A 26,747-nucleotide genomic window follows, 5' to 3' on the forward strand; every position below is an offset into this window, starting at 1 on the left:
GAGGGCCGGCCGGAGATTCCTCGCGCGGAGAGCGGGCACAAGTCCGCCCGTGGTGGGAGATAACGGCGGTTACCTGCGCTTTCCGTCGATCTGCGGTGACGACGTCGTCTTCGTCTGCGAGGACGACCTGTGGACCGTGCCCGCCACCGGCGGCCGCGCGTACCGGCTCACCGCGGGCGTCGCGGCGGCCGCCTACCCCCGGCTCTCCCCCGACGGACGCCTGCTCGCCTTCGTCGGCCGCGAGGAGGGCCCGTCCGAGGTGTACGTCATGCCGGCGTCCGGCGGCTCGGCGGAGCGGCTGACGTTCCACGGGACGTCCTGCACGATCACCGGCTGGAACCCGTCCGGTGAGATCGTCTACGCGAGCGACGTGCGGCGGCCGTTCCGCGGCGACAACCGGCTGCACCGGATCGGCCCGGCGGACGGCGTCCCGCGGGAGCTGCCGTACGGCCCGGCCTCCAGCGCGTCCTACGGGCCGGGCGGCGCGGTCGTCATCGGCCGCAACACCGCCGACCCGGCCCGCTGGAAGCGCTACCGGGGCGGGACCGCCGGCGACCTGTGGATCGACCCGTCCGGTGCGGGCGCCTTCCGCCGCCTGATCTCCCTCGACGGCAACCTCGCCGCGCCCTGCTGGGTCGGCGGGCGCGTCTACTTCCTGTCCGACCACGAGGGCATCGGCAACGTGTACTCGTGCCTCCCGGACGGCACCGGCCTGCGCCGGCACACCGCCCACGCCGACTACTACGCACGCAACCTCGCCGACGACGGGCGCCGGCTGGTCTACCACGCGGCGGCCGAACTGTACGTCCTGGACCCCGGCGACCCGGGCGAGCCCGGCCCGCGCCGGCTGGACGTCCGGCTCGGCAGCTCCCGGACGCAGCGGAACCGGCGCTTCGTGTCCGCCGCCGAGTACCTCGACACCGCGACGGTGAACTCGGCGGGCGACGGCCTCGCGATCACCACGCGCGGGAAGGCGTACTCGTTCCCGGCGTGGGAGGGGCCCGTCCGGCAGCACGGGCGGCAGGACGGCGTCCGCTACCGCCTGCTGACCTGGTTCAACGACGACCGGCGGCTGATCGCGGCGGCGTCCGGGGAGGACGGCCGGGAGCGGCTCGTCGTGCTGGCGCAGGACGGCGACCGGGACGCCGTGCACGCCGAGACGTCCGGGGACGTCGGACGGGTCGTGGAACTGGCGCCCTCGCCGTCCGCCGACCGGTTCGCCTTCACCAACCACCGCGACGAGCTGTACCTGCTCGACGCCGACGCCGGTTTCGAGCCGGTGCCGCTGGACGTCAGCCCGTACGGGGCGATCACCGGCCTGGCCTGGTCGCCCGGCGGGGAGTGGCTCGCCTACGCCTTTCCCGACACCGCGCAGACGACGGCGATCAAGGTGTGCGACGCGGAGACCGGGCTGGCGGTGCCGGTGACCCGTCCCGTCCTGCACGACCGCGCCCCGGCCTGGGACCCGGGCGGCCGCTACCTGTACTTCATCGGGCAGCGGGTGTTCAACCCGGTGGCCGACACGCTGCAGTTCGACCGGGGGTTCCCGCTCGGCGCCCGCCCGTACGCGATCACGCTGCGGCGGGACGTGGGGTCGCCGTTCGTCCCGTCCCCGCACCCGCTCGCGGACGACGGCGGCACGCCCCCGGAGAGCAGCCTCGCGGACGGTTCCGACCTGCGCGACGTGTCCGGCGACGGCCTCGGCGCCAGCGTGGCGGCCGCCGCGCGGCTGGCGATCGACTTCGACGGGATCGAGCGGCGCGTCGTCGCGTTCCCGGTCGGCGAGGGACGTTACGGACGCATCGCCGGCCTCCAGGGCAAGGTGCTGTACTCGGCCTTCCCGGTGCGGGGCGGCCTCGGCGCCGAGCCGCCGCTCGGCCGGGTCGAGGTGTTCGACTTCGCGACCCGCCGGGCGCGCACGCTGCTGCGCGACGTCGGCGACTTCTGGGTCGCGCGCGACGGTGTCGGCCTCCTCTACCGGTCGAGGACGAGGCTCCGGCTCGTCACCGCCGGACGCGAGCAGCCGGACGACGACGAGCCGGGCAGGCGGAGCGGCTGGGTCGACCTCGGCCGCGTCAAGGTGTCGGTCTGCCCGGCGAACGAGTGGCGGCAGATGCTCCGCGAGACGTGGGTCCTGCAACGCGAGCACTTCTGGGACGAGGACATGGCCGGCGTCGACTGGGACGCCGTCTACCGCCGCTACCGCCCGCTCGCCGACAAGGTGACGACGCGGGGCGAGTTCTCCGACCTGCTGTGGGAGATGCAGGGCGAACTGGGCACCTCGCACGCGTTCGAGATCGGCGGCGAGTACCGCCGGCGGCCCGTCTACGAGCAGGGCTTCCTCGGCGTGGACTGGACGATCGAGGACGGCCGGTTCGTGATCGCGCACATCGTCGGCGGCGACCCGTGGGACGTGGCCGCCACGTCGCCGCTGAACCGTCCCGGGGTGGACGTCCGTCCGGGTGACGCCGTGATCGCCGTCAACGGGGAGCCGGTCGCGCCGGGCGGGGTCGTCCCGGGCGAGCGGCTGGTCAACCTCGCGGACGCGGAGGTGCTGCTGACCGTCCGGCGCGGTGACGCAGAGCCGTTCACCGTCGCCGTCCGGACGCTCGCCGACGAACGCCCCGGACGCTACCGCGACTGGGTCTCGGCCAACCGCGCCTTGGTCCGCGACAGGACGGACGGCCGGGTCGGCTACATCCACGTCCCCGACATGGGCCCGGACGGGTTCGCCGAGTTCCATCGTGGTTTCCTCGGCGAGCACGACCGGGAGGGGCTGATCGTGGACGTCCGCTTCAACGGCGGTGGCAACGTCTCCGGTCTGCTGTTGGAGAAGCTCGCGCGGCAGCGGCTCGGCTACAACTTCCCTCGGTGGGGCGTCCCGACGCCGTATCCGCGCCAGTCGCCGCGCGGACCGATGGTCGCCATCACCAACGAGCGGACGGGCTCGGACGGTGACATCTTCAGCCACGCGTTCAAGCTGCTCGGCCTCGGCCCCCTGATCGGGAAGCGGACCTGGGGCGGCGTCGTGGGCATCTGGCCACGGCACCGGCTCGCGGACGGAACCGTCACCACGCAGCCGGAATTCTCGTTCACGTTCGACGATGTGGGGTGGAAGGTCGAGAACTACGGCACCGACCCCGACATCGAGGTCGACATCACGCCGCAGGAGCATGTGAAGGGGGTCGACACCCAGTTGGAGAGGGCGATCGACGAGGTTCTCGCGCGGATGACGAGGTTCCCGCCGCACACGCCGGACCCGTCCGCGCGCCCCCGGCCCAAGCCCTTGTGAGAGGTCCGGAAGGCTGTGAAGGCCGCGATCCCGTGCCGGGAGGCGGCCTTCACGTCGTCCTGGACTCCTAGTGGGAGACGGTCACCAAGCGCCGGTCTCCTCGTCGCCGAACTCGTCGTCCTGGCCGGACCGTCCGCGCCCGCGCTCCTCGCCCGGCCGGCGGCTCCGCATGCCCTCGCCCAGGTTGGACGTGGTCTCGTCCTGCCCGTGGTAGCCCCTCTGCGGCGGGTGGTCGCCTTCCCCCTCCGGCGGCCAGCCGCTCCGGTCCTGCTGCATGGACGATTCGTCATAGCCGCTCATGGAGGAGGACATCTCGTCGTGGGTGGGGTACTCGTCCTGGGTCGGGTATCCGTCGTCCTGGCTGAACTCGTGGTCCGGGTCCTGGCCTCGGAACTTGTCTCGGTCTGTCATGTTTCCCCCCGACATAGACCTACTGCCCAGTGGATGGGCATACGCGGGGGGTCCTACCCACATGCCCGCACCGGCCAACACCGGGCCCGGCCCGCCCGCCGCCCGAATCTAGGGCTTTCTGCAAACACAACTAGAAAGCCCTAGATAAACCCAGAGACAAGGCGAGCAAAATCTACGGCTCTCTACGGCCAGAGCTAGAGAGCCGGATATTCACCGGACGACGCGGCTCGATGCAGCTTTCTACCGTTCTCTAGCTTTTTCGCTAGAGAACTCGATAGAGCCGAAGCGGTCCGGCCGTCAGGCGGGTTGCGAGCGGAGGAACGTGCCGAAGTGCGGCACCGTGAACGCGACCATGCCGCGCTCGGCGCTGTAGATGAGGCCCTTCTTGATGAGCCCGTCGCGGGCGGGCGACAGGCTGGACGGTTTGCGGCCCAGCTCGTCCGCGACCGACGCCGTGGGCACGGGGTCGTCGCCGAGCATGGCCATCGCGCGCATGTAGTCGCGTTCGGCGGGGGTGGCGCGTTCGTAGCGGCTGCCGAAGAAGCCGACCGCGAGCTCGCTCTCCGCCTCCGGGGCGGCGACCTTGATGTCGTCCGCCGTGATCGGGGTGTCGGGTGCGACGTCCCAGACGACCTTGGCGTACGCCTGGACGAAGTAGGGGTAGCCGTCGGCCGCACCGTACAGCGCGTCGAGGGCCTCCTCGGTGAACGTGACGTCCTCGCGCTCGGCGGGCGCCAGCAGCGCGAAATCGGCCGACTCCCGGTCGAGCCGGTCGATCCGCGCGTACCGGAAGAGCCGCTCGGAGTAGGACTTGCTCGCCGACAGCACGGCCGGCAGGTGCGGCAGCCCCGCGCCCACCACGATGAGCGGCCCGCCGACCTGCGACAGCTCGTGGCACGCGGCGCACAGCGCGGAGACGTCGTCGGCCGGGATGTCCTGCATCTCGTCGACGAACAGGGCGATGCCGGCGCCGACGTCCGTGGCGACGGACGCCGCGTCGACGAACAGCTCGGTGAGGTCGATCTCCAGGTCGCCGGAGTCGGCGCGTCCGCGCGAGGCGGGCACGTCGATGCCGGGCTGCCAGCGGTGCGCCCGCGCCCTGCCCTTGCCGGACGGCTCGGGCTCCGCCTGCGCGAACGCCTTGAGCACGCCGAGGAACTCCTCGATGCGGTCGGGCGCGCGGTGCCGGGGCGCGAGTTCGCGGACGGCCCGGTGCAGCGCCGAGGCGACCGGCCGCCGGATCGACTGGTCGGGGCGGGCCTCGATCTTGCCCGTCCCCCACAGCCGCTGGATCGCCATCGACCGGAACGCGTTGAGCAGCACGGTCTTGCCCACCCCGCGCAGCCCGGTGACGATCATGCTGCGCTCGGGACGGCCGCGGGCCACGCGTTCGAGCACCACCTCGAACTGCTTCAGCTCACGGTCGCGGCCGGCCAGCTCGGGAGGGCGCTGCCCGGCGCCGGGGGCATAGGGATTGCGCACGGGGTCCACGCTCTCGGACTCTATGAGGCGATATAGCTGCGGCCGTAGATTTGCGTAGAAAACACTGCGGCGTGTCGCGCGTTCTCCACGCCGCCCGCAGCGCGCCGGGGCCTCATGCCCTCGCGTGGCCGTCGCCACCATGTCGCCTCCCGAGGCGAGCGCGTCCGAACAGGTCGAACTTCTGTTCGACTATTCGAACACAGTAGCGCATGCCCCGGCCGCCGTCACCCGAACGGCGGAACGACCGCGGGCGGGTCTGTCCGGCACGGGGAACCGGGCAGGCCCGCCCGCGGAGCTCAGGCGAGCGGCTCGTCGGCGTCGGACCGGTGCGGGACCTGCTCGGCCGGGACGGTCCCCATCCGGCCGGCCTGGAAGTCCTCGAACGCCTGGACGATCTCCTCCCGCGTGTTCATGACGAACGGGCCGTACCGGGCGACCGGCTCGCGGATCGGCAGGCCGCCGAGGACGAGGATCTCCCACCCGTTCGCCCCCGCCGACGGCTGACCGTCGGCCGCGCGGACGACGAGCCCGTCACCGCTGCCCTGGTGGTGGGAGCCGGCGAACACGGCGAGCTGCCCCTCGTCCAGCCCGGCCTCCTCGACGCCGGCCGTCCCCCGCCCGGAGAGCACGTACACCAGCGCGTTGAAGTCGCGCGGCCAGGGCAGCGTCAGCCGGGCGCCGGGCGCGACCGTCGCGTGCAGGTAGTTGATCGGCGTGTAGGTGACGCCGGGCCCGTCGTATCCGCCCACCGACCCGGCGATGACGCGGACCAGGGACGAGCCGTCGTCGGCCGCCAGCAGCTTGACGTCGCGCGCCTTGATGTCCTGGTAGCGCGGCGGGAGCCACTTCTGGGCGCGCGGCAGGTTCACCCACAGCTGGACGCCGTGGAACAGCCCGCCCTTGGCGACCAGCTCGGGCGGCGGCTGCTCGATGTGCTGGATGCCGGACGCGGCCGTCATCCACTGGGTGGCGCCGTCGGCGATGAGACCGCCGCCGCCGGCCGTGTCCTGGTGCTGGAACGCCCCGTCGATGATGTAGGTGACCGTCTCGAACCCGCGGTGCGGATGCCAGGGCGTCCCCATCGCCTCGCCGGGCGCGTACTCGACGGCGCCCATGTGGTCGAGGAGCAGGAAGGGGTCGGCCAAGGACAGGTCGATGCCCGGGAAGGGCCGCCTGACCTGGAAACCCTCGCCTTCGAGGTGGCGCTTCGCGGTCACGACCCTCGCCACACGGCGCCAGTCGGTGTCGGCCTCCGGGAGCAGCGGGAGGCGGGGCAGGGTCAGCGGGTCGGCCATCACGGCAGGCATGGGTACTCCCATCGTTCGGGTGCCCGTCCCGGCCGGGCGGTGCACTGCTCCGTGGAACGTAGTTGATGCTTCAACTATTTCCGGGGACTGATCCCGGCCGCCCGTCCTGCTACCGTGAAGATAACGCGTGCTAGTTGAATCTTCAACCTATGTTCTATACTTTTCGGTATGAGCGAACCTCGCTGGCTCGATGCCACCCAGCAGCGCGATTGGCGGGCATACGTGGACGGCAGCGTCCGGCTCACCGAGATCATGGACCGGGACCTCAAGACCAAGCACGGCCTGTCGGTGTCGGAGTACGAGATCCTCGTCCGGCTGTCGGAGGCGCCCGAGCGGCGGCTGCGGATGGCCGAACTCGCCGAGAACGCCAGCCAGTCGCGCAGCCGCCTGTCCCACACCTGCTCCCGCCTGGAGAGCAAGGGCCTGGTCAAGCGGGACAGCTGCCCGAACGACAAGCGCGGCGTCTACGCCCACCTCACCGACGAGGGGTTCGCGGCACTCGAACGCGCCGCCCGCGACCACGTCGAGACCGTCCGGGAGTTCTTCATCGACGTCGTCGAGCCCGCCGACCTCGAAGCGGTCGGACGCGCGTTCGGCCTCGTCCTGAAGCGGCTCGGCCCCGCCAGCTAGCCATCGGCCCCCGCGAGGCGGCTAGAGAGGGACGGTCACCCCGGTCAGGAAGCCGACCGACACCAGGGTCAGGAACCCCCAGGCGAGCATCATGCCGATGCCGAACGTCCGCCACCGGCCGCCGACCTTCCAGACGAGCAGGCCGCCCAGCCCGAACGCCAGCAGCAGCAGCGTGATGAACTGCGGCAGCAGGCTCGGACGGCGGCTCATCATCAGCGGCGCCCACATCATCACGACGTCGACGAACACGAACACGCCGACGCCCGCCGCCAGCGCCTTCATGTCCCGGCCGAGGAACGCCCGCGCGCGCTCGGCGAGCACCTGCGCCTTGTCCGTCGGCAGCAGCGGCTGCGCCGCCGCCCCCTGCTCGACCTCCACGTTGTGCGCCACGGAGAAGATCTCGTCTTCGAGGCTTGGGAGATCGCTCTCCTGCGCTTCCGCCATCCCGGCTCCCTAGGACCGGACGTCGCCGGACGACATGCCCGGCGGTTGAACGAGGGTCCACGGCCCATCCGTCCCGGCCCATATCCGGCGGACGCGCCTTCAAACGCACCGTAGCGAATCAATGGTCCGGGCGGAGACCCGCGCGCCTGCGTATGCTGCAAAGATGCCAGGTAGAGGACCGATTTCGCGCGGAGCCCTCCTCGCCGCCCTGCTCGCGGCGGCGCTCACCGCGGCCGGATGTGGCCGCGGCTCCGACGACTCGGGCGAGTCGGCGCCGCCCGCGACGCCGCCCACCGCGTCCGGCACTGCCGCGTCGCCGTCCGCGTCCCCGACGAAGCAGGGCTTCCAGTCCGAGGTCCGGAAGGTGACCGCCGGCGACCTGACGTCGTCCTGGCGCAAGGGCTGCCCCGTGTCGCCGTCCGGGCTCCGGATGATCGAGATGACCTACTGGGGCATGGACGACAAGCCGCACACCGGCGGACGGCTCGTCGTCAACGCCAAGGCGGCCGACGACCTCGTCTCCGTCTTCAAGAAGCTGTTCGACATGCGCTACCCGATCGAGCGCATGGAGCCCGTCGACAAGTACGGCGGCAGCGACTTCGACTCGATCGAGGCCAACAACACCTCCGCGTTCAACTGCCGCAACGCGACCGGGTCGAGCTCGTTCTCCCAGCACGCGTACGGGCTCGCGGTCGACATCAACCCCTGCCAGAACCCCTACGTCTACGCCGACGGGCACATCGCCCACAAATCCTGCGCGAAGTACAAGAACCGCAAGCTCGACGCGCCCGGGATGATCCACGCCGGCGACAAGGTGGTGAAGGCGTTCGCCTCGATCGACTGGGGCTGGGGCGGCGAGTGGAACGGCGCCCGCGACTACCAGCACTTCTCCGCCTCCGGCCGCTGAGCGGCGCCCGCCGGGGCGGTGGGCGCTAGCCGAGCGCCAGGACCGCGACCACGAGGATCGCGACGACCGCCACCACGGCGACGACGCCGACGACCACGCCGACGCTCGGCCCGGACTTCTGCGGCTGCGCCTGGCTGGCGAAGTTCTGGAACTGGTGGGTCGTGCCCGCCGGGTCATTCGGTGTCTGCGACATGCCGAAGAGGGTAACGGATGACTTATGCCGAGTCGCCCACCCTGTGACGGGACGTGCCTTTCGCGGCGATGGGCCGGGCCGGCTCCGAGCGGAGAGTGTGGGATTCGAACCCACGAGGACTGTCCCCAGCCCTGGGCGCTTTCAAGGCGCCTGCACTAGTCCACTATGCGAACTCTCCTTGCGGCCGTCCGGCCACCCGCCCACGATAGCGGTCGCGGCCCGCTGCCTTCGACCGCACGGCGGGAGTTCAGCCGAGCGCGACGGCGCCGTCCGCGCGGTCGCAGACGCACGGCTTCCGGCCGGCGGTGAACGTCATCGCGCCCGTGCCGCGCACCACTTCGGCATGGCCTGGTCTGGACGCGGTGACCCGCACGGGCAGACCGGCCAGCGAACGCGGCTCGCCGTCGAGCGTGATCCGCAGCGTGTCGCCGTCGCGGACGCAGGGGATCGACCCGCACGCGGCCCCGGTGGCCCCGGGCGGGGGGACGCGCAGGTCCCTGCACGGCAGGTCGTCGATGCAGGCGCGGAGACGCCAGCCGCCGTCCGCCAGCAGATGCAGGCCGGACACGGTGACGGTCACCGGCGGCGGGCACGGGGCGCACACGACGTCGCCCGAGGAGGAGCCCGAGCAGCCGACGGACAGCGCCAGGACCGCCGCGACCAGCGCCGACCGCGCTCTGCCGATCATGGCCGCTGAGACGGCCCCGGCCCGTCTACGGTTCCTCCGGGACGCGGTAGCCGGGGATGGACGGCCAGCGGACGGTCATGACGACCGACTCCTCCTCGGCCTCCCACGAGTGGTCGACGCCGCGCCCCCAGACCACGTAGTCGCCCTGCTCGGCGAGCACCACGTCGCGTCCGGGGAACTCCAGCCGGAACCGGCCGCTGATCAGGACGAGCAGGGCCGTGCGCTTCTCCCCGTCCGTCCACCGGCCGCGCCGCTCGCCCTTGCGGTGGACGCCCCACTTGATCTCGACCTCGTCGCTGTGCCGCAGGTCGCCGGACGTCTTGAAGTGCCCGAGCAGCCAGCCCCGGTCGCCCGCCGCGTCCGGGCCGGCCTTCCCCACGTACAAGCCCTCGCCGTCCATCACGGAACGTGACCTTACCGTCCGGTCTCCCGTTCAGTTCTGGGGGCGCTGGAAGGCGAAGCCGTCGCCGACCACGGCGGCCAGGGTGAGGTATGCCTCGCGGGTGGCGGGGGCGAGCTGCTCCAGCTCGACCTCGGCGCCCTCCTCCAGGTGGTCGTCGTACGGGATGCGGACGACGGCGCGGCAGCGGCTCTCGAAGTGCGCCTGGAGCTTGTCGAGGTCGACCTGGCTGCGGGTCCGGTTGCGGACCATCGACAGGACGACGACGCCGTTGCGGACGAGATGCCCGTGGTCGTGCGCCTCCAGCCAGTCGAGAGTGGCGCTCGCGGACCGGGCGCCGTCCACCGACGGGGAGCTGACCAGGACGAGCTGGTCGGCGAGGGCCAGCACGCCCGCCATCGCCGAGTGCAGCAGCCCGGTGCCGCAGTCGGTGATGCAGACCGAGTAGTACTGCTCCAGGACGACGGCGACGGCCGCGTAGTCCTCGGCGGAGAACGCCTCGCTGACCGCCGGGTCGCGGTCGGACGCGAGGATCTCCAGCCGCGCCTCGTTCTGCGAGGTGAACGCGCGGACGTCCGCGTACCGGTGGATCTGCTCGCGGTTGTTCAGCAGGTCACGGACGGTCGCGGCCGTCTCCAGCCGCACCTTGTCGGAGAGCGTCCCGCGGTCGGGGTTGGCGTCCACCGCGATGACCCGGTCGCCGCGGAACGACCCGAGCATCGAGCCGAGGCCGGTCGTGGTGGTCGTCTTGCCGACGCCGCCCTTCAGCGACATGACCGCCACCCGGTGGTGCCCGCCGGCCACGACGGTGCGGGCGCGGGCGATCAGGTCCTTGCGGCGCAGCTCGCCCTGCGACTCGCCGGGGTGGACGCTGCCCGCGGTCGCCTTGTAGACGGCGCGCCGCCACCCCGAGGACGGCGCGATGCGGCGCTCGCCCAGGAGGTTCTCGGAGCTGAGGTTGTCGGCGCCCTGCGGCTGCTGCTGCGGGGCGGCGTGCCCCGGCGGGATCATCTGCCCCTGCTGCGGCCCCTGCGGGTAGCCGTACCCCTGGTAGGGCTGCCCCGTAGCGGGGTCGATCGGCACGTACGGCTGCCCCGTGTTGGGGTCGACCTGCTGGTACTGCTGGGCGGCGGCGTTCGGGTCCTGCGCGTACGGCTGGCCCGTGTTCGGGTCGATCTGCTGGTACGGCTGCGGGTACTGCTGCCCGCCCGCGTTCGGGTCGGGCGCGTACGGCTGCCCTGTGCTCGGGTCGACCTGCTGGTACTGCTGGACGTTGGGGTCCTGCGCATAGGGCTGCCCCGTGCTCGGGTCGACCGGCACGTACGGCTGGCCCATATTCGGGTCCTGCACGTAGGGCTGGCCCGTGCTCGGGTCGACCGGCGCGTACGGCTGGGCGCTGGGGTCGGCCGCGTAGGGCTGGCCCGTGCTCGGGTCCATCGGCGGGAACGGCTGCCCGGTGTCCGGGTCGACCGGCGCGTAGGGCTGGCCCGTGTTCGGGTCGAACTGCTGGTACTGCTGGGCGGCGCCGTCCGCGTCCTGCGGGTACGGCTGGCCGGTGGTGTGCTCGGCCGGCGGGTACGGCTGGGCGCCGGGGTTCGGGGTCATCTGCGGGAACGGCTGCTCGCCGGGGGCGAGCGGACGGCCGGTGTTCGGGTCGAGCGGCACGTAGGGCTGCCCGGAGGCGTCCGTGTCCTGCGGGTAGGGCTGACCGGTGACGGGGTCGATCGGCTGGTACTGCCCGCCGGCGTCCTGCTGCTGCCCGAACTGGCCGGACGGGTACGGCGGCAGCTGGTCGAGGGGCGGCGCGCTGTTGCCGTTGGCGTCGTAGGGGGGCTGCTGCGGCGGCTGCGGGCCCTGGGACGGGTCGTAGGGCGGGGCGGGGTAGTACGGCGGCGGGAGCATTCCTCCGTCGAACGGCTGCGGCATGGGGCCGCCGTCGTAGGGCGGGGGCTGCGGCGGGCCGAAGTTCTCGGGGGCGTAGCCGGTCTCCTCCGGGGCGCCCTGGAAGGCGGGCGGCGCGGCGAGCCAGGGGTTGCTGTCCGGCGCGGCCGGCGGCTGCGGGCCCGGCTGCGGCACGGGCGGCCCGGTCGGCGCAGACGGCCCGGATGGCCCGGTCGGCCCGGTCGGCGGCGCGGGCGGCGGCGGGTTCTCCTGCTCGGCGGGCCCCGGCCCGGCCGCCTGTTCGCCTTCGGGGGACGGTTCCGCCGTGTCTCCGCTCATCGCGTCCAGAGAGGCCAGCCGCTCCTCAAGGGAGCGCCCGTCGTGCTCGTTCCTCGCCACCGTTCTTCCCCCTAGGGCACGCCTCTGATGATCAACACGGTGCAGGTGGGCAAAATGGCCCCCACGCAGGATACCCATGACCCAATACCACGCATCCCCCGTGTAGATCGACGTTGGGACGCGGCGCCGGGCCCGGCGGGGCGCCGCGGGACGCCCGGTAGCGTGATCGGTATGCATGCGATCGTGATCCGCGAGCCCGGCGGTGCGGACGTCCTGGAGTGGACGCGGGTCCCCGACCCGGAGCCGGGCCCCGGCGAGGTACTGGTCGACGTGGCGGCGAGCGCGGTCAACCGCGCGGACGTCATGCAGCGGATGGGCTTCTATCCCCCGCCCGCGGGCGCTCCCCCGTACCCGGGCCTGGAGGTCTCGGGGCGGGTCGCCGGCCTGGGCGCGGACGTGGCCGGCGTGAGCGTCGGCGACGAGGTGTGCGCGCTGCTCGCCGGGGGAGGGTACGCCGAACGGGTCGCGGTGCCCGCCTCGCAGGTGCTGCCCGTGCCGCGCGGGGTGGACGTCGTGGACGCGGCCGGTCTCCCGGAGGTCGCCTGCACGGTGTGGTCGAACGTGGTCGTGCTGGGCGGGCTGCGCGAGGGCGAGACGCTCCTCGTCCACGGCGGCGGCAGCGGCATCGGGACGTTCGCGATCCAGCTCGCCAAGGCGCGCGGCGCGCGCGTCGTGACGACGGTGGGCAGCCCGGAGAAGGCGGCCCGCTGCCGGGAACTCGGCTCCGACGCCGCCGTCGACTATCGGAAGGAGGATTTCGTCGAGAGCGGCCCGTACGACGTGATCCTCGACCTGATCGGGGCCAAGTACCTGGCCCGGAACGTGGAGGCGCTCGCCACCGGAGGACGGCTGATGGTGATCGGTCTCCAGGGCGGCGCCAAGGCGGAGCTGGACATCGGCAAACTGCTGCGCAAGCGGGCGCTGGTCCACGCGACGACGCTCCGGGCCCGTCCGATGGAGGAGAAGGCGGAGATCGTGGCCGGGGTTCGCGAGCACGTGTGGCCGCTGCTGGAGTCCGGGGACGTCCGGCCGGTCGTGGACCGGCGCTTCCCCATGGCCGACGCGGCGCGCGCGCACGAGCTGCTCGAAGAAAGCGGTCACGTCGGCAAGATCCTGCTGACCGTGTGAGGATGTGGAGTTTATGAGCGAGCGTTCGAAGAACCAGTCTGAACAGGAACCGCAGGTGCTCGTGGTCGGCCCCAACGGCATCGCCATGGAGAGCGCCGGCGAGGGCGAGTCCGAGGGCAAGTCGGTCACCGAGATGGTCGAGCAGCCCGCGAAGGTGATGCGGATCGGCGGGATGATCCGCCAGCTCCTCGAAGAGGTCAAGGCCGCCCCGCTGGACGAGGCGAGCCGGGCCCGGCTGCGGGAGATCCACCAGTCGTCCATCAAGGAGCTGGAGGACGGCCTCGCGCCCGAGCTGGTCGCGGAGCTGGAGCGGCTGTCGCTGCCGTTCACCGAGGGCTCGGTGCCGAGCGAGGCGGAGCTGCGGATCGCGCAGGCGCAGCTCGTCGGCTGGCTGGAGGGCCTGTTCCACGGCATCCAGACGACGCTGTTCGCCCAGCAGATGGCGGCGCGGGCGCAACTGGAGCAGATGCGGCGCGCCCTGCCCGCCGGCATGATGCCGGCCGCGGAGGAGGAGCAGCACCCCGGTCCGCGCTCCTCCGGCCCCTACCTGTAACCCGCCGGGCGGCGGCCGCACCCCCGGCGGCGAGGGTGCGGCCGCCCCCTACAGGACGCCGCCCCCTACAGGACGCCCGCTACGGGACGCCGCCCGCTACGGGAACAGGCGTTCCAGGATTTCGGCCACGCCGTCGTCGTCGTTGCGGGACGTCTTGTGCGTCACGGCCGCGAGCACCAGCGGATGCGCGTTCGCGACGCCGTACGAGGTGCCGGCCCAGGTGAGCATCGGCAGGTCGTTGGGCATGTCGCCGAACGCGACGACGTCGTCCGACACGAGGCCGTGCTCGGTGCAGAGGGCGGCGAGCGCGCTGGCCTTCGTGACGCCGAGCGCGCTCATCTCCAGCAGGCCCCGCCCGGACGAGTGCGTCACGGTGACGATGTCGCCGACCGCCTGGACCGCCTTCTCCGACAGCGTGTCGGGGTCGGCGTCCGGATGGAAGGCGAGCAGCTTGGTGCCGGGCCGCCGGACGAGTTCGGCGGCGTCCACCCGGCGTCCGCCGAGCGCCTCGGCGTCCCAGCGGCCGAGGTTGTAGGTGGTCTCGAAGAAGAACCCGGCCGGGTGCTCCACCGCGAACTGCAGTTCGGGCGCGATGGCGCGCAGCCGCCCGACCGCCTCCGCGATCACGTCCGGTGCGATCTCCCGCGCCTGGAGGACGGTCTCGGTGTGCAGGTCGTACACGACGGCGCCGTTGGCGCAGATCGCGACGCCGTGGTGGTCGACGGCCCCGGCGATGCCGGTCATCCAGCGCGGCGGCCGGCCGGTGACCATGACGAGCATCGCCCCGGCCCGCTCGACCCGGGCCAGGGCGTCGACGGTCCGGGCGGAGATCGTGCCGTCGGAGCGCACGATCGTGCCGTCGAGGTCAGTGGCGATCACGCGCGGCGAGAGCTGACTCATGTCACCTTCCTGGGCAGATGCCACAAACCATAAGCGACGCCGCCGACACCGCCACCTTGGGCCTGGACTGATCGCGCCAGCAGGACGAAACTTCTTCACGTTCATCGTCGCGTGGAAGGTCGTTCCATGGTCGCCAGATCCCCCCGGCTGGCGTCGGCAGCCCTCGCGGGCGCTCTCGCGCTCAGTCCGCTCGCCGTCCCCGTTCGGGCATCGGCCGCGCCCGTCGCCGCGCCGGCCGCCGCACCCGCGTACACGTCCGTATCCGTCCAGGTCGACGGCGCGGTCAACGTCCGCGACGTGGGCGGCCACACGACCGCGGACGGGCGCCGCGTGCGGCCCGGCCTGGTCTACCGTTCCGCGTCGCTCAGCGACGTCACGCCCACCGGGATCACGCAGCTCGGACGGCTCGGGCTGTCGGCGTCCGTCGACTTCCGCTCCGGCTTGGAAGTGACGCTGTCCGGCGCCGACAAGCTCCCCGCCGGCGTCACACCGGTCGCCGCGCCCATCGGCGTCGTCTCCGTCACCCTGCTGGAGATGATGCCGGACGTCCTGAAGGCGATCCTCGCGGACGACAAGTCCGGCGAGTTCATGGCCCTCACCTACCGCGGCTTCATCCACGACACCGACTCGCGCAAGCAGTTCGCGGACACGTTGCGGCGCATCGCGTCCAGCCCAGGCCCCGTCCTGTACCACTGCACCGAAGGCAAGGACCGGACAGGCGTCATGTCCGCGATCCTGCTGACACTCCTCGGCGTGGACAAGACGCAGGTGTACGACGACTACATGCGGTCCAACAAGGAGCTCGCCGCCAAGAACGAGGAGGAACTCGCCGAACTCGCCAAGTACGGCATCGACCCGGCGCTCATCGAGCCGTTCCTGACCGTCCGCGAGTCGTACCTGGACACCGCGTTCGACCAGATCAAGCGCGACTACGGAACATTCGACGCGTTCCTCGCCAAGGGCCTCGGCATCGACGCGGCCACCCAGAAGGCACTCCGCGCACGACTCCTGCAGTAGACGCGAACGGGGCCCGTCCCAACACAGGACGGGCCCCGGCTGAGCGAACGTCAGCGCTTGACGGGCTCCAGGACGTCCTGCCCCAGGAACTTCTGCAGCGCCTCGGGAACGCGCACCGAACCGTCGGCCTGCTGGTGGTTCTCCAGGATCGCGACCATCCAGCGGGTCGTCGCCAGCGTGCCGTTCAGCGTCGCGACCGGCTGGTTCCTGCCGTCCGCGTCGCGGTGCCGCACCGCGAGCCGCCGCGCCTGGAACTCGGTGCAGTTCGACGTCGAGGTGACCTCGCGGTAGGTGTTCTGCGTCGGCACCCACGCCTCGCAGTCGTACTTGCGCGCCGCGCTGGAGCCGAGGTCGCCCGCCGCCACGTCGATCACCCGGTACGGGAGTTCGACCTTCGCGAGCATCTCCTTCTCCCACTCCAGCAGCCGCAGGTGCTCGGCGTGCGAGTCGGCCGGGTCGCAGTAGGAGAACATCTCCACCTTGTCGAACTGGTGGACGCGGATGATGCCGCGCGTGTCCTTGCCGTAGGAGCCGGCCTCGCGGCGGAAGCACGACGACCACGCCACGTACCGCCGCGGCAGCTCGTCGATGATCTCGTTCATGTGGTACGCGGCGAGCGGCACCTCCGACGTCCCGACCAGGTACAGGTCGTCGTCCGGAAGCCGGTACACCTCCGCGGCGTGCGCGCCGAGGAACCCGGTGCCCTCCATCGCCTCCGGCTTCACCAGCACCGGCGGGTACATCGGGACGAACCCCGCGGCGACGGCCTGCTCCATGGCGAGGTTCAGCAGCGCGTACTGGAGCCGCGCGCCCACGCCCGTCAGGTAGTAGAACCGCGCGCCGGACACCTTCGCGCCGCGCTCCATGTCGATGGCGCCGAGGCTCTCGCCCAGCTCCAGGTGGTCCTTCGGCTCGAAGTCGAACGCGGTCGGCTCGCCGACGTGCTCCAGGACGACGAAGTCCTGCTCGCCGCCGGGCGGGACGTCCTCCTCGATGAGGTTCGGGACGCCCTTCAGCAGCGCGTCGAGTTCCTCGCCGAGCCGGCCGGCCTCCGCCTCGCGCTCCTTGACCTGCTGCGCCAGCTCCTTCGCGCGGGCGAGCAGCGCGTCCCGCTCGTCGCCCTTCGCCTTGGAGACCGACTTGCCGAAACTCTTCTGCTCCGCCCTCAGCTGCTCGAACGACGTCAGCGCGGAGCGGCGCCTGCCGTCCAGGTCGAGCAGCCGGTCGACGACGGCGCCATCCTCACCGCGGGCGCGCTGCGACGCGCGCAGCCGCTCCGGATCCTCTCGAAGAGCTCGCAGGTCAATCACAGACCAGAGGCTACCGGTCCGGCGCCTCCGTCCGCGCGCGCATAACGCCGGTTCTACCGGACGCCGCTCGCCAGCAGCGCGTGCGCCGGCAGCGCCACCCCGCCGCCGGCCACCCCGTAGCCGGCGATGATCGTGTCGTAGGCGTCCTTGATCAGGGCGACGGTCGCCGCGTCCTGCCGCCCGACGATGACGCCGTTCGTGCCGACCCTCGACAGCGCGCCCGTCTCCCACCACTCCTCGGGGTCGACGACGTGCTCCCAGGTCACCTCCTCGACCGCCACCTCGGTGAGCCCCGCCTCCGTCACCAGCCGCCGGAACGCGACCGCCTCCCCGTACTTCATGAACGGCGGCTCGGGGATGTCGTCCGGCCACGCGACACCGGCCCGCTCGATCGCCTCCCGGACGATCGCGAGGGCCCCGCTGCCCGGCATCGCCCAGCAGCTCAGCGCCAGCCGCCCGCCCGGCCGCAGCACCCGCCGCAACTCGGTGATCGCCCTGCCGGGGTCGCCCACGTGGTTGATGACGAAGTTGCCGGCGACCGCGTCGAACGCCGCGTCCCCGAACGGCACCTCCGGCAGGACGGCGACCCGCACGTCCAGCCCGGGGACGTTCCGGGCGGCCGTCTCCGCCATGCTCTCCTCGGCGTCCATCGCCGACACCTCGGCGCCGCGCCGCACGGCCTCCCGCGAGACGAGCCCGGGGCCCGTCCCGACGTCGAGGAACCGCGTCCCGCGGGCCACCCCGGCCGCGTCCAGCAGCGGACCGACCAGATAACGGGTGAGCCGGGCGAACCCCCGCTCGTACGCGGCGGCCCGCCCGGCCCACAGTTCCCGCTCGTAAAGATCGAAGTCCATGCCCACCAGGGCAGCCTACGTGGACGTGCGCTGACTTGACGCGCTCCCCGGCCAAGACCGGGGATTCGGCCTGTGCCGCACCGTCGCGGATACGACACTTCCGTGGCTTCCTGCTTCAGCGGGCTGTGCCCCTGAACGGGGTCCGGAGGTCTTACCTGCCCTCCACAGGCGTTTCTGGTCTCCGCCTCCCCACGTGGTGATGCGGCGTCCTTCGTCCAGGATGTTGCGGGCGGCGTTGACGTCCCGGTCGTGCTCCGTCCCGCATCGCCCGCAGGTCCATTGGCGAACGTGCAGGGGCTTGGGACCGTCGCGGTGCGCGCAGACCGAGCAGATCTGTGAGGACGGGAACGCCCGATCCACTCGCGCGAAGGTGCGACCGTACCGCTGCGCCTTGTACTCCAGCATGCCGACGAAGGCTGACCAGCCCGCGTCGTGCACCGATTTGGCCAGCCGGGTGCGCGCCAGCCCCTTCACGTTCAGCGTCTCGGCATAGACCGCTTGGTTCTCGCGGACCAGCATGGTGGAGAGCCGGTGATGGAACTCGCGGCGCGCGTCGGCGACCTCGGCGTACGCGCGGGCGACTTTCACGCGCGCCTTGTCACGGTTGGCCGATCCCTTCTGTTTGCGGGAAAGAGCCCGCTGGGTCTTCCGGAGCTTTTTCTCGGCGCGGCGCAGAAACCTCGGGGAGGCGATCTCGCGGCCGTCAGAGGTGACCGCGAAGCAGTCCAGCCCCAGATCAATGCCCACTTCCGCAGTGGTGGCGGGCGAGTCGGGCACGTCGGCGACCTCAACGACGAACGAGCAGAAATACCGGCCCGCAGCGTCCCTGATCACGGTCACCGTCGCGGGCACCGCCGGGAGCCGCCTCGACCACTTCACCTTTACCTGGCCGCCGTGGCGCCCGGCGACAGGACGCGGACGTCGAGCCCCCGCAGGTATTCCGCCGCGGACGCGGAGGCGGCCGCCAGAGAGAGCGTCATGGCCACGACCATGAGCAGCGCGAGCGATCGGCGCACAACAGTCTGCGCCTTTCAGGGAGCGGGTGTCACTTGACGTCCACGTAGTCGCTGGGTGTGTTCGAGCCGAGGTAGCCGCTGCTCTCCCAGTAGCGGGCCAGCCATGTGCCGTCCTTGGACGCCTTGAACGTCTTCTTGAACCAGCCGTTAGACGCCGTCTTGGTGATCGCCATCTTCGTCCACGCCGACGAGCCCTTGGGCTTGAAGTAGATGTGGATGTTCGCCCCGGGCCCCGGCTTCCCGCCGGGCATGTAGCGGTACAGCAGGCCCTTGACCGTGATCGTCCCGCCCTTCTTCACGGGCTCGGGAGAGGCGTTGTAGTGGTAGATGCGCGTCCTGTACTTGATGTCGATGTAGTGGGCACCGCTCACGACCGGCATGTACTCGCTGTCGCCCGCGTAGCGGGCGCGCCAGTAGCCGTCCTTCTTGGAGTCTTCGGTCGTGAGGAGGAACCACCCGTCGGAGTGCGTGTTCTGCGTCGCCATCGTCCGCCACGTCTTGCCGTCCGCGGAGAACTCCATGATCATTCGCGCCTGGGCGAGGCCGTTCCGGTCGCTGGCCAGATACCCGTGGATGCTGAGCGGGTCACCGTAACGCCCGGGCTCCGGTTCGACGTTGAGGGCGGTGAAATCCACGGGCTTGCGAACGTCCAGGGTGCCCGCTGACACGTGGCCGCCCGTCAGAAACGCCGTGTCTCCGGCGACCACGGTGAAGGGGCCGGATCTGTCAGGCGTGGGCTTCAGCTGAAACGTCCCGTCGTCGAGCGTGTACGCCCTCGCCAGCAGCTTCTGTTCGGGCTTCCCATAGTTCAGGTAGCCCTCGATCGGGACGTCGCCCGCCGGTACGAGTCCCGCGGCCCCGCGGCGGAGCACCTTCCCCTCCACGGTCATACCGGTGCCGATGGCGACGGGCATCAGCGTCTGTACCCAGGCGGATGTCTGCGTCGCCTGCTTGGCGATCGTGGGAGTACTGCCGTACGTGCCCGATCCACAAAGGGTTCCCTGCCAAGGGAACCCGATGTACAGGGGATTCATGGCGTTCAACGTGAGCCCGAACGATCCGTCCGCCGCGGTCGTCACGGTCTTGCCTCCACCTTGGACGGCGGCGCTCGGCACGGGCGCGGGCGCCACGTCCCGTGACTTCTGCACCATGACCTTGCCGTGGACGTCCACTTCGGGGTGGTCGGCGTCGATGACGTCCGGTCCAGTCGTGACGTCGGTGATGGTCGTCTGATAACAGTCGCGGAAGTTCGCATACCCCTTGGCCGTGGCGCCGTCCGCGGATTCGACCAGCACTTCGACGGTGTTGCTGCCCGGTCGCGTCTCCACGTCCGGGTGGAAGGTCGCCCGCCAGGTGCCGTCCTTGTCGGTCCCGGCCACGCGTTCGAATTCCAGTGTCGCGTAGACATCGGCCCCGGAGTCCGGATACCGCACGTTCGCCCGGACGTCCGTGACACCGCTCGCGGACTTGGCGGTGACCGTGACGGTGGCCACCCGGTCCGGGTCGAGCCGGTCGAAGGCGGTGGTCACCGTGAGGTCGGTGACGTCCGCGTGCGCGGCCGGGGGGACGGCGAACATGACCGACGCCGCGAGGGCGGCGGTCGCGAGGATGGCTGAGGAACGGCGCAACGGAGGACCTCTCCACTTAATGCTGGTGAGGTGAAGACGTCCAAGATCCATTTCCGGTTTACGGCGGGTGATCACACTTTGGTCACCGCCGGCCGGCGCCGGTCAGAGCCGGTCGGTCAGGGCTGGTCGGGCACGGCGCAGGCGTCGTCGGTGCAGGTGGCGCCGTCGTCGCCGATCGTGGTCAGCGCGGGGTTGGCCTCCGCCCACGCCTTGTCGAGGACCTCGGCGAACGTCTCGGTCGGCTGGGCGCCCGAGACGCCGTAGCGGCGGTCGACGACGAAGAACGGAACACCGGTCGCGCCGATGTCCCGCGCCGCGCGCTGCTCGGCGTCCACGTCCGAGGCGAACCGGCCGGACGTGAGCACGTCGCGCGCTTCGGCCGCGTCCAGACCCGCCTCCGCGACGACCTCCACCAGGGAGTCGTGGTCGAACACCGACCGGCGGTCGGTGAAGTGCGCCTTGAAGAGCGCCTCGACGACCTCGTCCTGCACGCCGCGCTCCGACGCGAGGTGGATCAGCCGGTGCGCGTCCTCGGTGTTGCCCGCCCGGCCGCCTTCCAGGTGGTACTCCAGGCCCAGCCCTGCCGCGCGCTCCTCCATCTGGGCGTTCATCTCGACGGCCCGCTCGCGCGTCATGCCGTACTTGTCCGCCAGCATGTCGGCCACGTCGACGGTCTCGCCCTGGGGGAACGACGGGTCGAGCTGGAAGGACCGGTGCACGACCTCCACCCGGTCGCGATGCTCGAAACCCTCAAGGGCCTTCTCGAACTGGCGCTTCCCGATGTAGCACCACGGGCAGATGACATCGGACCAGATTTCAACGCGCACAGGCGGCACCCTTCTCTTCGGTATTACCGCATGCAACACGTCCAGGCCCGGATCTGTTTCTCCCAGCCGTGGAGGACGGCCGAGCCGGGCGCAGCGTGCGGTCAGGAGCGGCCGGTGCGGATGGCGGTGAGCCAGGCGGCGGCTTCACTGAAGTCGGTGTCGTGGGTGCCGCGGCGGATCTCGGGGTGGACGCGGTCGGCGCGGGCGTAGGAGCCGACGAAGCGCAGGTCGGCGCAGACGCGGCGCAGCCCCATCAGGGCCTCGCCGACACGGGCGTCGGAGACGTGGCCCTCGAAGTCCATCCAGAAGAGGTAGGAGCCGAGGCCGGCGCCGGTGGGACGCGACTGGATCAGCGTCAGGTTGATGCCGCGCACGGAGAACTCGGTGAGGATCTCCAGCAGGGCGCCCGGGTGGTCCTCGCCGATGAAGGCGACGACGGTCGTCCTGTCGGCGCCGGTGGGGGCGGGCGGGGTGCAGGGGCGCTGCAGGACGACGAAGCGGGTGACGGCGTCGGCGACGTCGTGGATGTCCTCGGCGAGGACGGCCAGGCCGTAGCGGGCCGCCGCGAACGAACCGGCGAGCGCGGCGTCGTAGTGGCCGTCGGCGACGTGCTGGGCGGCCTCGGCGTTGGACGTCGCCGCGCGCCACTCGGCGTGCGGGACGTTCTCCGCCAGCCAGCGGCGGCACTGCGGCTGCGCGATCGGATGGGACGCGACGGTCTTGATGTCGTCCAGGGACGTCCCGGGACGGACGAGCAGAGCGAACGACACCGGCAGGTGGATCTCGCCGACGATCTGGAGCGGCTCGCCGGTGGCGAGTTCGTCCAGCGTGGTGGGGACGGAGCCCTCGACGGAGTTCTCCAGCGCGACGACGGCCGTGTCGGCCTCGTCGTTGCGGAGGGCCTCCAGGACGGCCGGAACGGTCGCGAACGGGACGTGCTCGGCCCCGGCGGCGCCGGGCAGGGTGAGTAGTGCGGCCTCGGTGAACGTGCCCTGCGGACCCAGGTAGGCGTAGCGCGCTGGCCTGCTGTCTGCGGTCACGGGTCCCCCGGGGCGAGTGGTGCGGTCGGATACGCCTCGGACGTGAGGCGCGATCCCCGAGTTTACTTCCCGGCGGGTAAAGCCCGGGGCGCGCGGGGCGCCATCAGCCGCGGGGCGCCGTCAGCCGCGGGCCGGTTCGAGCACGCGGATCAAGCACACGGTTCGAGCACGGGCCTCAAGCACACGCGTCAGGCACGGGCGGACGTGCGGTCGCCGCTGCCGAAGTCGGCGAGCGGGTCGTCCATCGACACGATCGGGCCCTTGCCGAGCCGGGCGGCGCGCAGGGCGTGGCTCTCCTCCGGGGAGAGCGTCTCGACCGGGTGCCCGCCCTGGACGACCTTCGCGTAGGTCCGCGTCTCGGTGCGCCCGTTGATGGAGCTGACGACGACCCCGTCCCCGACCGCGTTGATCATGGCCAGGGAGAAGGACCGGTGCCCGGACATCTCCTTCAGGGCGTCGTAGTGGACGATCGCGAGGTCGCGCAGGGCGCGCTCGTCCACCGTCCCGCTGGCGACCTGAAGCTGGCGCCTGAGCATCTGCCCGCACTCGTCGACGACCTGGTTGACCCGGTTGTGCGCGACCACCGCGATGGACAGCCCCGCGACACCGGCGACCAGGCCCGCGACGGCCACCGCGACAAGCATCACGGGGCGAGCGTACCCACCTCGGCCTTCGGTTGCGAAGGAAGCTCCTGGTCGACGTCCGGTTTCACCCGTTTCACCAGCCAGCCGCCGAGTACGGCGATGAACGCGAGCGCGGCGATCCCGAACGAGTCGCGCAGGACCTGGCCCGCAAATTCCGCGATCACAGAGTGCTCCGGGCCGATCCAGGCGCGTCCCCACCAGGGCAGCGGCCACAGGAAGAGGAACCACAGGCCGAACGCGAGCAGACATCTTCGCGTGTCCCGGCCATCACCGACCAAAGCCCCGATTACCGCGATCATCCAGACAAGGTGGTGAATCCACCCCACCGGGGACAGCACGACGGACAGCAGCCCGACGATCGCGACGCCGCCGAGGAGCAGGTCCGCGGAACCGGGCCGTCCGGCCAGCTCGTCGGCGGCCAGGGTGGCGCGGCGGGCCAGCAGGAACCCGTACCAGGCGACGACCAGCGCGAGGACGAGCCACACCAGCGTCCGGACCGGCCCCTCGTCGAAGATCCGCGCGACGATCCCCTGGATCGCCTGGTTGGTGGTGCCGTCGACCGCGCCCGTCCGGTCGCCGCCCTGGAGCAGCACGTCGAACCAGTAGGCGGACGAGTCGGCGGGCAGCAGCGCGAACCCGGCGAGCGTCGCGGCGGCGGCGGTGAGCACCGCGTTGACCAGCGCGTCCCGCCGCCCGGTGAGCAGGAAGTAGATGAGGAAGACGCCCGGCACCAGCTTGATCGCGACGGCGAGGCCGACGAGCGCGCCGCGCGGCCAGCGCGGCGCGCGGGCGCAGCAGTCGGCCAGGCACATCGCGAGCAGGAACAGCCCGACCTGCCCGAACCGGACCTGGTCGCGGACGGGGTCGAGCCAGGCCATCGCGGCGACCAGGACGCCGGCGGTGAGCGGCGCCCAGCGTCCGGTCCGGCGGATGAGGTCGCGGAAGGCGTACCAGACCGCGATCGCCAGCGACAGGTAGATCAGCCCGACCCACACCCACTGCACGGCCCGCCAGGGCAGCAGCGTGAACGGGACGGCCAGCACGGCGGCGATCGGCGGGTAGGTGAACGGCAGCAGCTGCGGCGGCTGCGTGAGGAAGTCGTACAGCGGCGCGCCGCGCAGCACGGCGAGGCCGCCCTCCCGGTAGACCTCCAGGTCGACGAGCCGCTGATCGGGCGGATTGGTGAGCCATTGGCCGACGATCGGGACGACCGCGATGACGGCGACGGCGATGCCGGCGCAGAGGAGGAGCCAACGCGGGCGTCCGCCCGGGGAATCGCCGACCTGTTGCGCCTTGGGACCGTCCACAGCCGCAGGATATGGCCCCTGTGCGGTACTACGGCTCTTGTAACCTGAACGCCATGATGCGCCGGGGAACGAAGATCGCCGTGTTCCTCGCCGCTCTCGGCACGGTGCTGGCCGGGGTGCTCGGCTGGTCGCCCGCGCAGGCCGCCGCCGGGCCCGGGGGCGCGGCCGCGACCGGGCGGGTCGTGATCATCGGGGTGCCGGGGCTGATGTGGAGCGACATCAGCGAGAAGAACACGCCCGCGCTCTGGGGGCTGACGGCGGAGGGGTCCGCGGCGGGCCTCAGCGTCCGGACGACCCGGGTGAACACCTGTCCCACGGACGGCTGGCTGACGGTGTCGGCGGGGCAGCGGTCCCGGCTGCCGCACGGCGACTGCGCGCTGCCGTCCGCGCCGATCCTGCCGGGGCAGGAGTCCCCCACCGGCCCGGTGCCGAAGGACGGCGCGATCGCCGCCGGCTGGCCGGCCATCAAGAGCGACAACGCGGGCACCAACTACCACGCCGAGATCGGGCTGCTCGGCGAGGCCGTGCACCGGGCGGGCGGCTGCACCACGGCGGTCGGGCCCGGCGCGGTGTTCGGCGTCGGCGACGGCGGCGGCCGGGTGGACCGCTACGTCGAGTCCCCCGACAAGGTCACCGCCGCCGACTGGGCGCGCTGCCCGCTCGCCGCGGTCGACGTGGACGACCTGTTCCGCGGCTACATCGACGCGGGCGTCGACCCGCACGGCGACCAGATCCCGCTGTCGGACGAGGGGCGCGCCGACGCCGCGGCCGACGCCGACCGCCGCGTCGCGCAGGTCGTCACGGGCGTCCCCCAGGGCACGACCATCCTGCTGGCCGGGCTGTCGGACACCGGCTTGAACCCGCACCTGCGCGTCGCCGTCGCGAAGGGCGGCGGCTTCGAACCCGGCTTCATGACGTCCAGCGCGACCCGGCAGGAGGGCCTGGTCACGCTCACCGACCTCACCGCGACCGCGATGAAGCAGCTCGGCCTGCCGCAGCCGAAGCAGGCCGTCGGGTCGGTGTGGAAGCCGCAGCCGTCGAAGGCGTCCACGCGGGAGCGCGTCGACGCGCTCGTGGACGAGGACGTCGCGGCCCAGGCGATCCGCGCGGTGCAGACGTCGTTCTACTGGGTGCTGTTCGCGACGCAGCTCGTCCTGTACGGGATCGCGGTGCTCGCGCTGCGGCGGCTCGGCGGCGACCGCAGGTCCCGGGCCCGGATATTGGGCGGCACGCGCGTGATAGCGCTGCTGGGCGGGGCCGCGCCGGGCGCGTCGTTCCTCGCCGGGCTGCTGCCGTGGTGGCGCGCCGAGCATCCGACGCCGGTGCTGATCTGCACGGTGCTGGGCTTCGCCGGGCTGCTCACGGGGGTGGCGCTGGCCGGTCCGTGGCGCCGCTCCGTGGTCGTCCCCGGGCTGGTGATCACCGGGGTGACGGGCGTCGTCCTCGCGCTGGACGTGATGACCGGGTCCAACCTCCAGCTCAACACCCTGATGGGGTACACGGCGCTGGTCGCCGGCCGCTTCTACGGGTTCGGGAACCAGGCGTTCTCGCTGTTCGCCGTCGCCGCGATCCTGACGGCGGCGTGGCTGACGGAGTACCCGCTGCGGCAGCGCCGCAAGGCGGCCGCGGTCGCGATCGTCGCGGTGATCGGGGTCTCCGCCGTCGTGGTCGACGGGCTGCCCGCGTTCGGCAGCGACTTCGGCGGCGTGCTGGCGATCGTCCCGGCGTTCGCGATGCTGGGCCTGATGGTCGCCGGGCAGCGCGTCTCCGCGCTGCGGCTCGGCGTCTTCTTCGTGGCGGGCGCGGCGATCGTGCTGTTCATCTCGTACCTGAACGCGCGGAGCGCCAACCCGACGCACCTCGGCCGGTTCTGGCAGGACCTCATGGACGGGGACGCCTGGGGCATCGTCACCCGCAAGTTCAACGCGATGCTGAACAGCCTCGGGTACTGGCCGTACACGCTCGCGGTCGCCGCCGCCGTCGTGTTCCTGTTCTTCGTCCTGGCGCGGCCCACGCGGTGGCGGGTGTCGCTGCTGCAGGGCGCCTACAAGCACAGTCTGTCGATGCGTCCCGCGCTGATCTGCGCGCTGTCGGTCGGCGTCATCGGCACCCTGGTGAACGACTCCGGCGTGGTGATCCTGTCGGTGGCGTTCAGCCTGGCGACCCCGCTGATGCTCGCGGCCGGGCTCCGGTCGCTGGAGATCGACCTGAGGAACGCAGACACGCCGCCACGAGCGCCGTCAGGATCGCGAGAAGAGTCCACGGGACCACGGTCGGCCGAACAACGGTGAACAGCCACTCCAGGTCGTCCGGCAGGCGGATGCGGGCGGGCGCGCGGGCCGGCAGGTAGGCGACGCTGAGGGCCGCGGTGTGGGCGAGCAGGATCCAGTCGATGCGCGTCCAGGGGAGCAGGGCCAGCAGCGCCCAGCCGAACCCGTCGTACCAGGGCAGCGCGTAAGGCGCGACGAGGAGCCAGGCGAGGGCGAGCG

Annotated in this window: 24 protein-coding genes and 1 tRNA gene; 7 read left to right on the top strand and 18 right to left on the bottom strand. The window is 71.8% G+C overall.

Annotated elements, in window-relative coordinates:
- The first annotated feature begins 49 nt into the window (after positions 1–49).
- Positions 50–3,292 carry a S41 family peptidase gene (locus ACA511_RS01495; RefSeq protein ID WP_375022173.1) on the top strand — a complete coding sequence of 1,081 codons (3,243 nt, stop codon included), beginning with the start codon at positions 50–52 and terminating at the stop codon, positions 3,290–3,292.
- A gap of 81 nt (positions 3,293–3,373) precedes the next feature.
- On the opposite strand, the gene ACA511_RS01500 is transcribed toward ACA511_RS01495, so the two are convergent.
- From ACA511_RS01500 to ACA511_RS01510, 3 genes are all read right to left on the bottom strand, one after another.
- Positions 3,374–3,703, bottom strand: a complete 330-nt coding sequence (locus tag ACA511_RS01500; protein WP_375022174.1) for a hypothetical protein — start codon at positions 3,701–3,703, stop codon at positions 3,374–3,376.
- Positions 3,704–4,000: 297 nt separating this feature from the next.
- Positions 4,001–5,194, bottom strand: coding sequence for an ATP-binding protein (locus ACA511_RS01505; protein ID WP_375022175.1), 1,194 nt, complete (start codon positions 5,192–5,194; stop codon positions 4,001–4,003).
- A 287-nt stretch (positions 5,195–5,481) separates the two neighbouring features.
- A complete protein-coding gene (locus ACA511_RS01510; protein ID WP_375022176.1) occupies positions 5,482–6,492 on the bottom strand; it encodes a pirin family protein in 1,011 nt (336 codons plus the stop codon).
- Positions 6,493–6,660: 168 nt separating this feature from the next.
- Between ACA511_RS01510 and ACA511_RS01515 the strand changes: the two genes are divergently transcribed.
- Positions 6,661–7,122 carry a MarR family winged helix-turn-helix transcriptional regulator gene (locus ACA511_RS01515; protein ID WP_375022177.1) on the top strand — a complete coding sequence of 154 codons (462 nt, stop codon included), beginning with the start codon at positions 6,661–6,663 and terminating at the stop codon, positions 7,120–7,122.
- A 21-nt stretch (positions 7,123–7,143) separates the two neighbouring features.
- Here ACA511_RS01515 and ACA511_RS01520 read toward each other — a convergent pair whose 3' ends face one another.
- A complete protein-coding gene (locus ACA511_RS01520; RefSeq protein ID WP_375022178.1) occupies positions 7,144–7,566 on the bottom strand; it encodes a hypothetical protein in 423 nt (140 codons plus the stop codon).
- 163 nt (positions 7,567–7,729) lie between these two features.
- Here ACA511_RS01520 and ACA511_RS01525 point away from each other — a divergent pair, with 163 nt between their 5' ends.
- Positions 7,730–8,473, top strand: coding sequence for a M15 family metallopeptidase (locus ACA511_RS01525; protein ID WP_375022179.1), 744 nt, complete (start codon positions 7,730–7,732; stop codon positions 8,471–8,473).
- A 25-nt stretch (positions 8,474–8,498) separates the two neighbouring features.
- Here ACA511_RS01525 and ACA511_RS01530 read toward each other — a convergent pair whose 3' ends face one another.
- From ACA511_RS01530 to ACA511_RS01550, 5 genes are all read right to left on the bottom strand, one after another.
- On the bottom strand, positions 8,499–8,666 hold the full coding sequence (locus ACA511_RS01530; protein WP_375022180.1) for a hypothetical protein: 168 nt from the start codon (positions 8,664–8,666) through the stop codon (positions 8,499–8,501).
- Positions 8,667–8,755: 89 nt separating this feature from the next.
- Positions 8,756–8,844, bottom strand: a tRNA-Ser gene (locus tag ACA511_RS01535).
- Positions 8,845–8,913: 69 nt separating this feature from the next.
- Positions 8,914–9,354, bottom strand: a complete 441-nt coding sequence (locus ACA511_RS01540; protein ID WP_375022181.1) for a hypothetical protein — start codon at positions 9,352–9,354, stop codon at positions 8,914–8,916.
- Positions 9,355–9,379: 25 nt separating this feature from the next.
- Entirely contained in the window at positions 9,380–9,754 is a 375-nt protein-coding gene (locus ACA511_RS01545; RefSeq protein WP_375022182.1) for a signal peptidase I, read from the bottom strand.
- Between the two features lie 33 nt (positions 9,755–9,787).
- On the bottom strand, positions 9,788–12,034 hold the full coding sequence (locus tag ACA511_RS01550; protein ID WP_375022183.1) for an AAA family ATPase: 2,247 nt from the start codon (positions 12,032–12,034) through the stop codon (positions 9,788–9,790).
- Between the two features lie 171 nt (positions 12,035–12,205).
- On the opposite strand from ACA511_RS01550, the gene ACA511_RS01555 reads away from it, so the two are divergent.
- Both ACA511_RS01555 and ACA511_RS01560 read left to right on the top strand, forming a co-directional pair.
- Positions 12,206–13,162: an NAD(P)H-quinone oxidoreductase gene (locus ACA511_RS01555; RefSeq protein WP_375022184.1), complete on the top strand. Its 957-nt coding sequence runs from the start codon at positions 12,206–12,208 to the stop codon at positions 13,160–13,162.
- Positions 13,163–13,175: 13 nt separating this feature from the next.
- Entirely contained in the window at positions 13,176–13,715 is a 540-nt protein-coding gene (locus tag ACA511_RS01560; RefSeq protein WP_375022185.1) for a bacterial proteasome activator family protein, read from the top strand.
- Positions 13,716–13,811: 96 nt separating this feature from the next.
- On the opposite strand, the gene ACA511_RS01565 is transcribed toward ACA511_RS01560, so the two are convergent.
- Complete coding sequence (locus ACA511_RS01565) at positions 13,812–14,615, bottom strand: Cof-type HAD-IIB family hydrolase (RefSeq protein ID WP_375022186.1); 804 nt, start codon at positions 14,613–14,615, stop codon at positions 13,812–13,814.
- A gap of 126 nt (positions 14,616–14,741) precedes the next feature.
- On the opposite strand from ACA511_RS01565, the gene ACA511_RS01570 reads away from it, so the two are divergent.
- Positions 14,742–15,632, top strand: coding sequence for a tyrosine-protein phosphatase (locus ACA511_RS01570; RefSeq protein WP_375022187.1), 891 nt, complete (start codon positions 14,742–14,744; stop codon positions 15,630–15,632).
- Positions 15,633–15,682: 50 nt separating this feature from the next.
- Here ACA511_RS01570 and serS read toward each other — a convergent pair whose 3' ends face one another.
- The 8 genes from serS to ACA511_RS01610 all read right to left on the bottom strand — a co-directional run bounded on the left by serS (position 15,683) and on the right by ACA511_RS01610 (position 24,258).
- The gene (gene serS, locus ACA511_RS01575; protein WP_375022188.1) at positions 15,683–16,942 is read right to left on the bottom strand and encodes a serine--tRNA ligase; all 1,260 of its coding nucleotides are present in this window, start codon (positions 16,940–16,942) and stop codon (positions 15,683–15,685) included.
- A 53-nt stretch (positions 16,943–16,995) separates the two neighbouring features.
- Positions 16,996–17,796, bottom strand: a complete 801-nt coding sequence (locus ACA511_RS01580) for a class I SAM-dependent methyltransferase (RefSeq protein WP_375022189.1) — start codon at positions 17,794–17,796, stop codon at positions 16,996–16,998.
- A gap of 15 nt (positions 17,797–17,811) precedes the next feature.
- Positions 17,812–18,675: an RNA-guided endonuclease InsQ/TnpB family protein gene (locus ACA511_RS01585; RefSeq protein WP_375022190.1), complete on the bottom strand. Its 864-nt coding sequence runs from the start codon at positions 18,673–18,675 to the stop codon at positions 17,812–17,814.
- A gap of 166 nt (positions 18,676–18,841) precedes the next feature.
- Positions 18,842–20,440 carry a hypothetical protein gene (locus ACA511_RS01590; protein WP_375022191.1) on the bottom strand — a complete coding sequence of 533 codons (1,599 nt, stop codon included), beginning with the start codon at positions 20,438–20,440 and terminating at the stop codon, positions 18,842–18,844.
- Between the two features lie 116 nt (positions 20,441–20,556).
- Positions 20,557–21,267, bottom strand: coding sequence for a DsbA family oxidoreductase (locus ACA511_RS01595; RefSeq protein WP_375022192.1), 711 nt, complete (start codon positions 21,265–21,267; stop codon positions 20,557–20,559).
- Between the two features lie 101 nt (positions 21,268–21,368).
- Positions 21,369–22,307, bottom strand: coding sequence for a prephenate dehydratase (pheA, locus tag ACA511_RS01600; RefSeq protein ID WP_375022193.1), 939 nt, complete (start codon positions 22,305–22,307; stop codon positions 21,369–21,371).
- Between the two features lie 188 nt (positions 22,308–22,495).
- Positions 22,496–22,951, bottom strand: coding sequence for a DUF4446 family protein (locus tag ACA511_RS01605; RefSeq protein WP_375024667.1), 456 nt, complete (start codon positions 22,949–22,951; stop codon positions 22,496–22,498).
- Positions 22,951–24,258, bottom strand: coding sequence for a glycosyltransferase 87 family protein (locus tag ACA511_RS01610; RefSeq protein WP_375022194.1), 1,308 nt, complete (start codon positions 24,256–24,258; stop codon positions 22,951–22,953). Before ACA511_RS01610 ends, ACA511_RS01605 begins: the two co-directional genes overlap by 1 nt.
- 53 nt (positions 24,259–24,311) lie before the next feature.
- On the opposite strand from ACA511_RS01610, the gene ACA511_RS01615 reads away from it, so the two are divergent.
- Positions 24,312–26,549: a hypothetical protein gene (locus ACA511_RS01615; RefSeq protein ID WP_375022195.1), complete on the top strand. Its 2,238-nt coding sequence runs from the start codon at positions 24,312–24,314 to the stop codon at positions 26,547–26,549.
- Positions 26,550–26,747 lie beyond the last annotated feature (198 nt).

This window comes from Actinomadura sp. GTD37, from assembly GCF_041951365.1.
Taxonomy (GTDB): Bacteria; Actinomycetota; Actinomycetes; order Streptosporangiales; family Streptosporangiaceae; genus Spirillospora.

Coding starts and splice junctions, on each gene's coding strand:
- ACA511_RS01605 (WP_375024667.1), bottom strand. CDS start 22,951: ATGCTTGTCGCGGTGGCCGTCGCGGGCCTGGTCGCCGGTGTCGCGGGG.
- ACA511_RS01545 (WP_375022182.1), bottom strand. CDS start 9,754: ATGGACGGCGAGGGCTTGTACGTGGGGAAGGCCGGCCCGGACGCGGCG.
- ACA511_RS01540 (WP_375022181.1), bottom strand. CDS start 9,354: ATGATCGGCAGAGCGCGGTCGGCGCTGGTCGCGGCGGTCCTGGCGCTG.
- ACA511_RS01510 (WP_375022176.1), bottom strand. CDS start 6,492: ATGCCTGCCGTGATGGCCGACCCGCTGACCCTGCCCCGCCTCCCGCTG.
- ACA511_RS01560 (WP_375022185.1), top strand. CDS start 13,176: ATGAGCGAGCGTTCGAAGAACCAGTCTGAACAGGAACCGCAGGTGCTC.
- ACA511_RS01520 (WP_375022178.1), bottom strand. CDS start 7,566: ATGGCGGAAGCGCAGGAGAGCGATCTCCCAAGCCTCGAAGACGAGATC.
- ACA511_RS01515 (WP_375022177.1), top strand. CDS start 6,661: ATGAGCGAACCTCGCTGGCTCGATGCCACCCAGCAGCGCGATTGGCGG.
- ACA511_RS01580 (WP_375022189.1), bottom strand. CDS start 17,796: ATGGACTTCGATCTTTACGAGCGGGAACTGTGGGCCGGGCGGGCCGCC.
- ACA511_RS01570 (WP_375022187.1), top strand. CDS start 14,742: ATGGTCGCCAGATCCCCCCGGCTGGCGTCGGCAGCCCTCGCGGGCGCT.
- ACA511_RS01530 (WP_375022180.1), bottom strand. CDS start 8,666: ATGTCGCAGACACCGAATGACCCGGCGGGCACGACCCACCAGTTCCAG.
- ACA511_RS01565 (WP_375022186.1), bottom strand. CDS start 14,615: ATGAGTCAGCTCTCGCCGCGCGTGATCGCCACTGACCTCGACGGCACG.
- ACA511_RS01500 (WP_375022174.1), bottom strand. CDS start 3,703: ATGACAGACCGAGACAAGTTCCGAGGCCAGGACCCGGACCACGAGTTC.
- ACA511_RS01615 (WP_375022195.1), top strand. CDS start 24,312: ATGATGCGCCGGGGAACGAAGATCGCCGTGTTCCTCGCCGCTCTCGGC.
- ACA511_RS01525 (WP_375022179.1), top strand. CDS start 7,730: ATGCCAGGTAGAGGACCGATTTCGCGCGGAGCCCTCCTCGCCGCCCTG.
- ACA511_RS01555 (WP_375022184.1), top strand. CDS start 12,206: ATGCATGCGATCGTGATCCGCGAGCCCGGCGGTGCGGACGTCCTGGAG.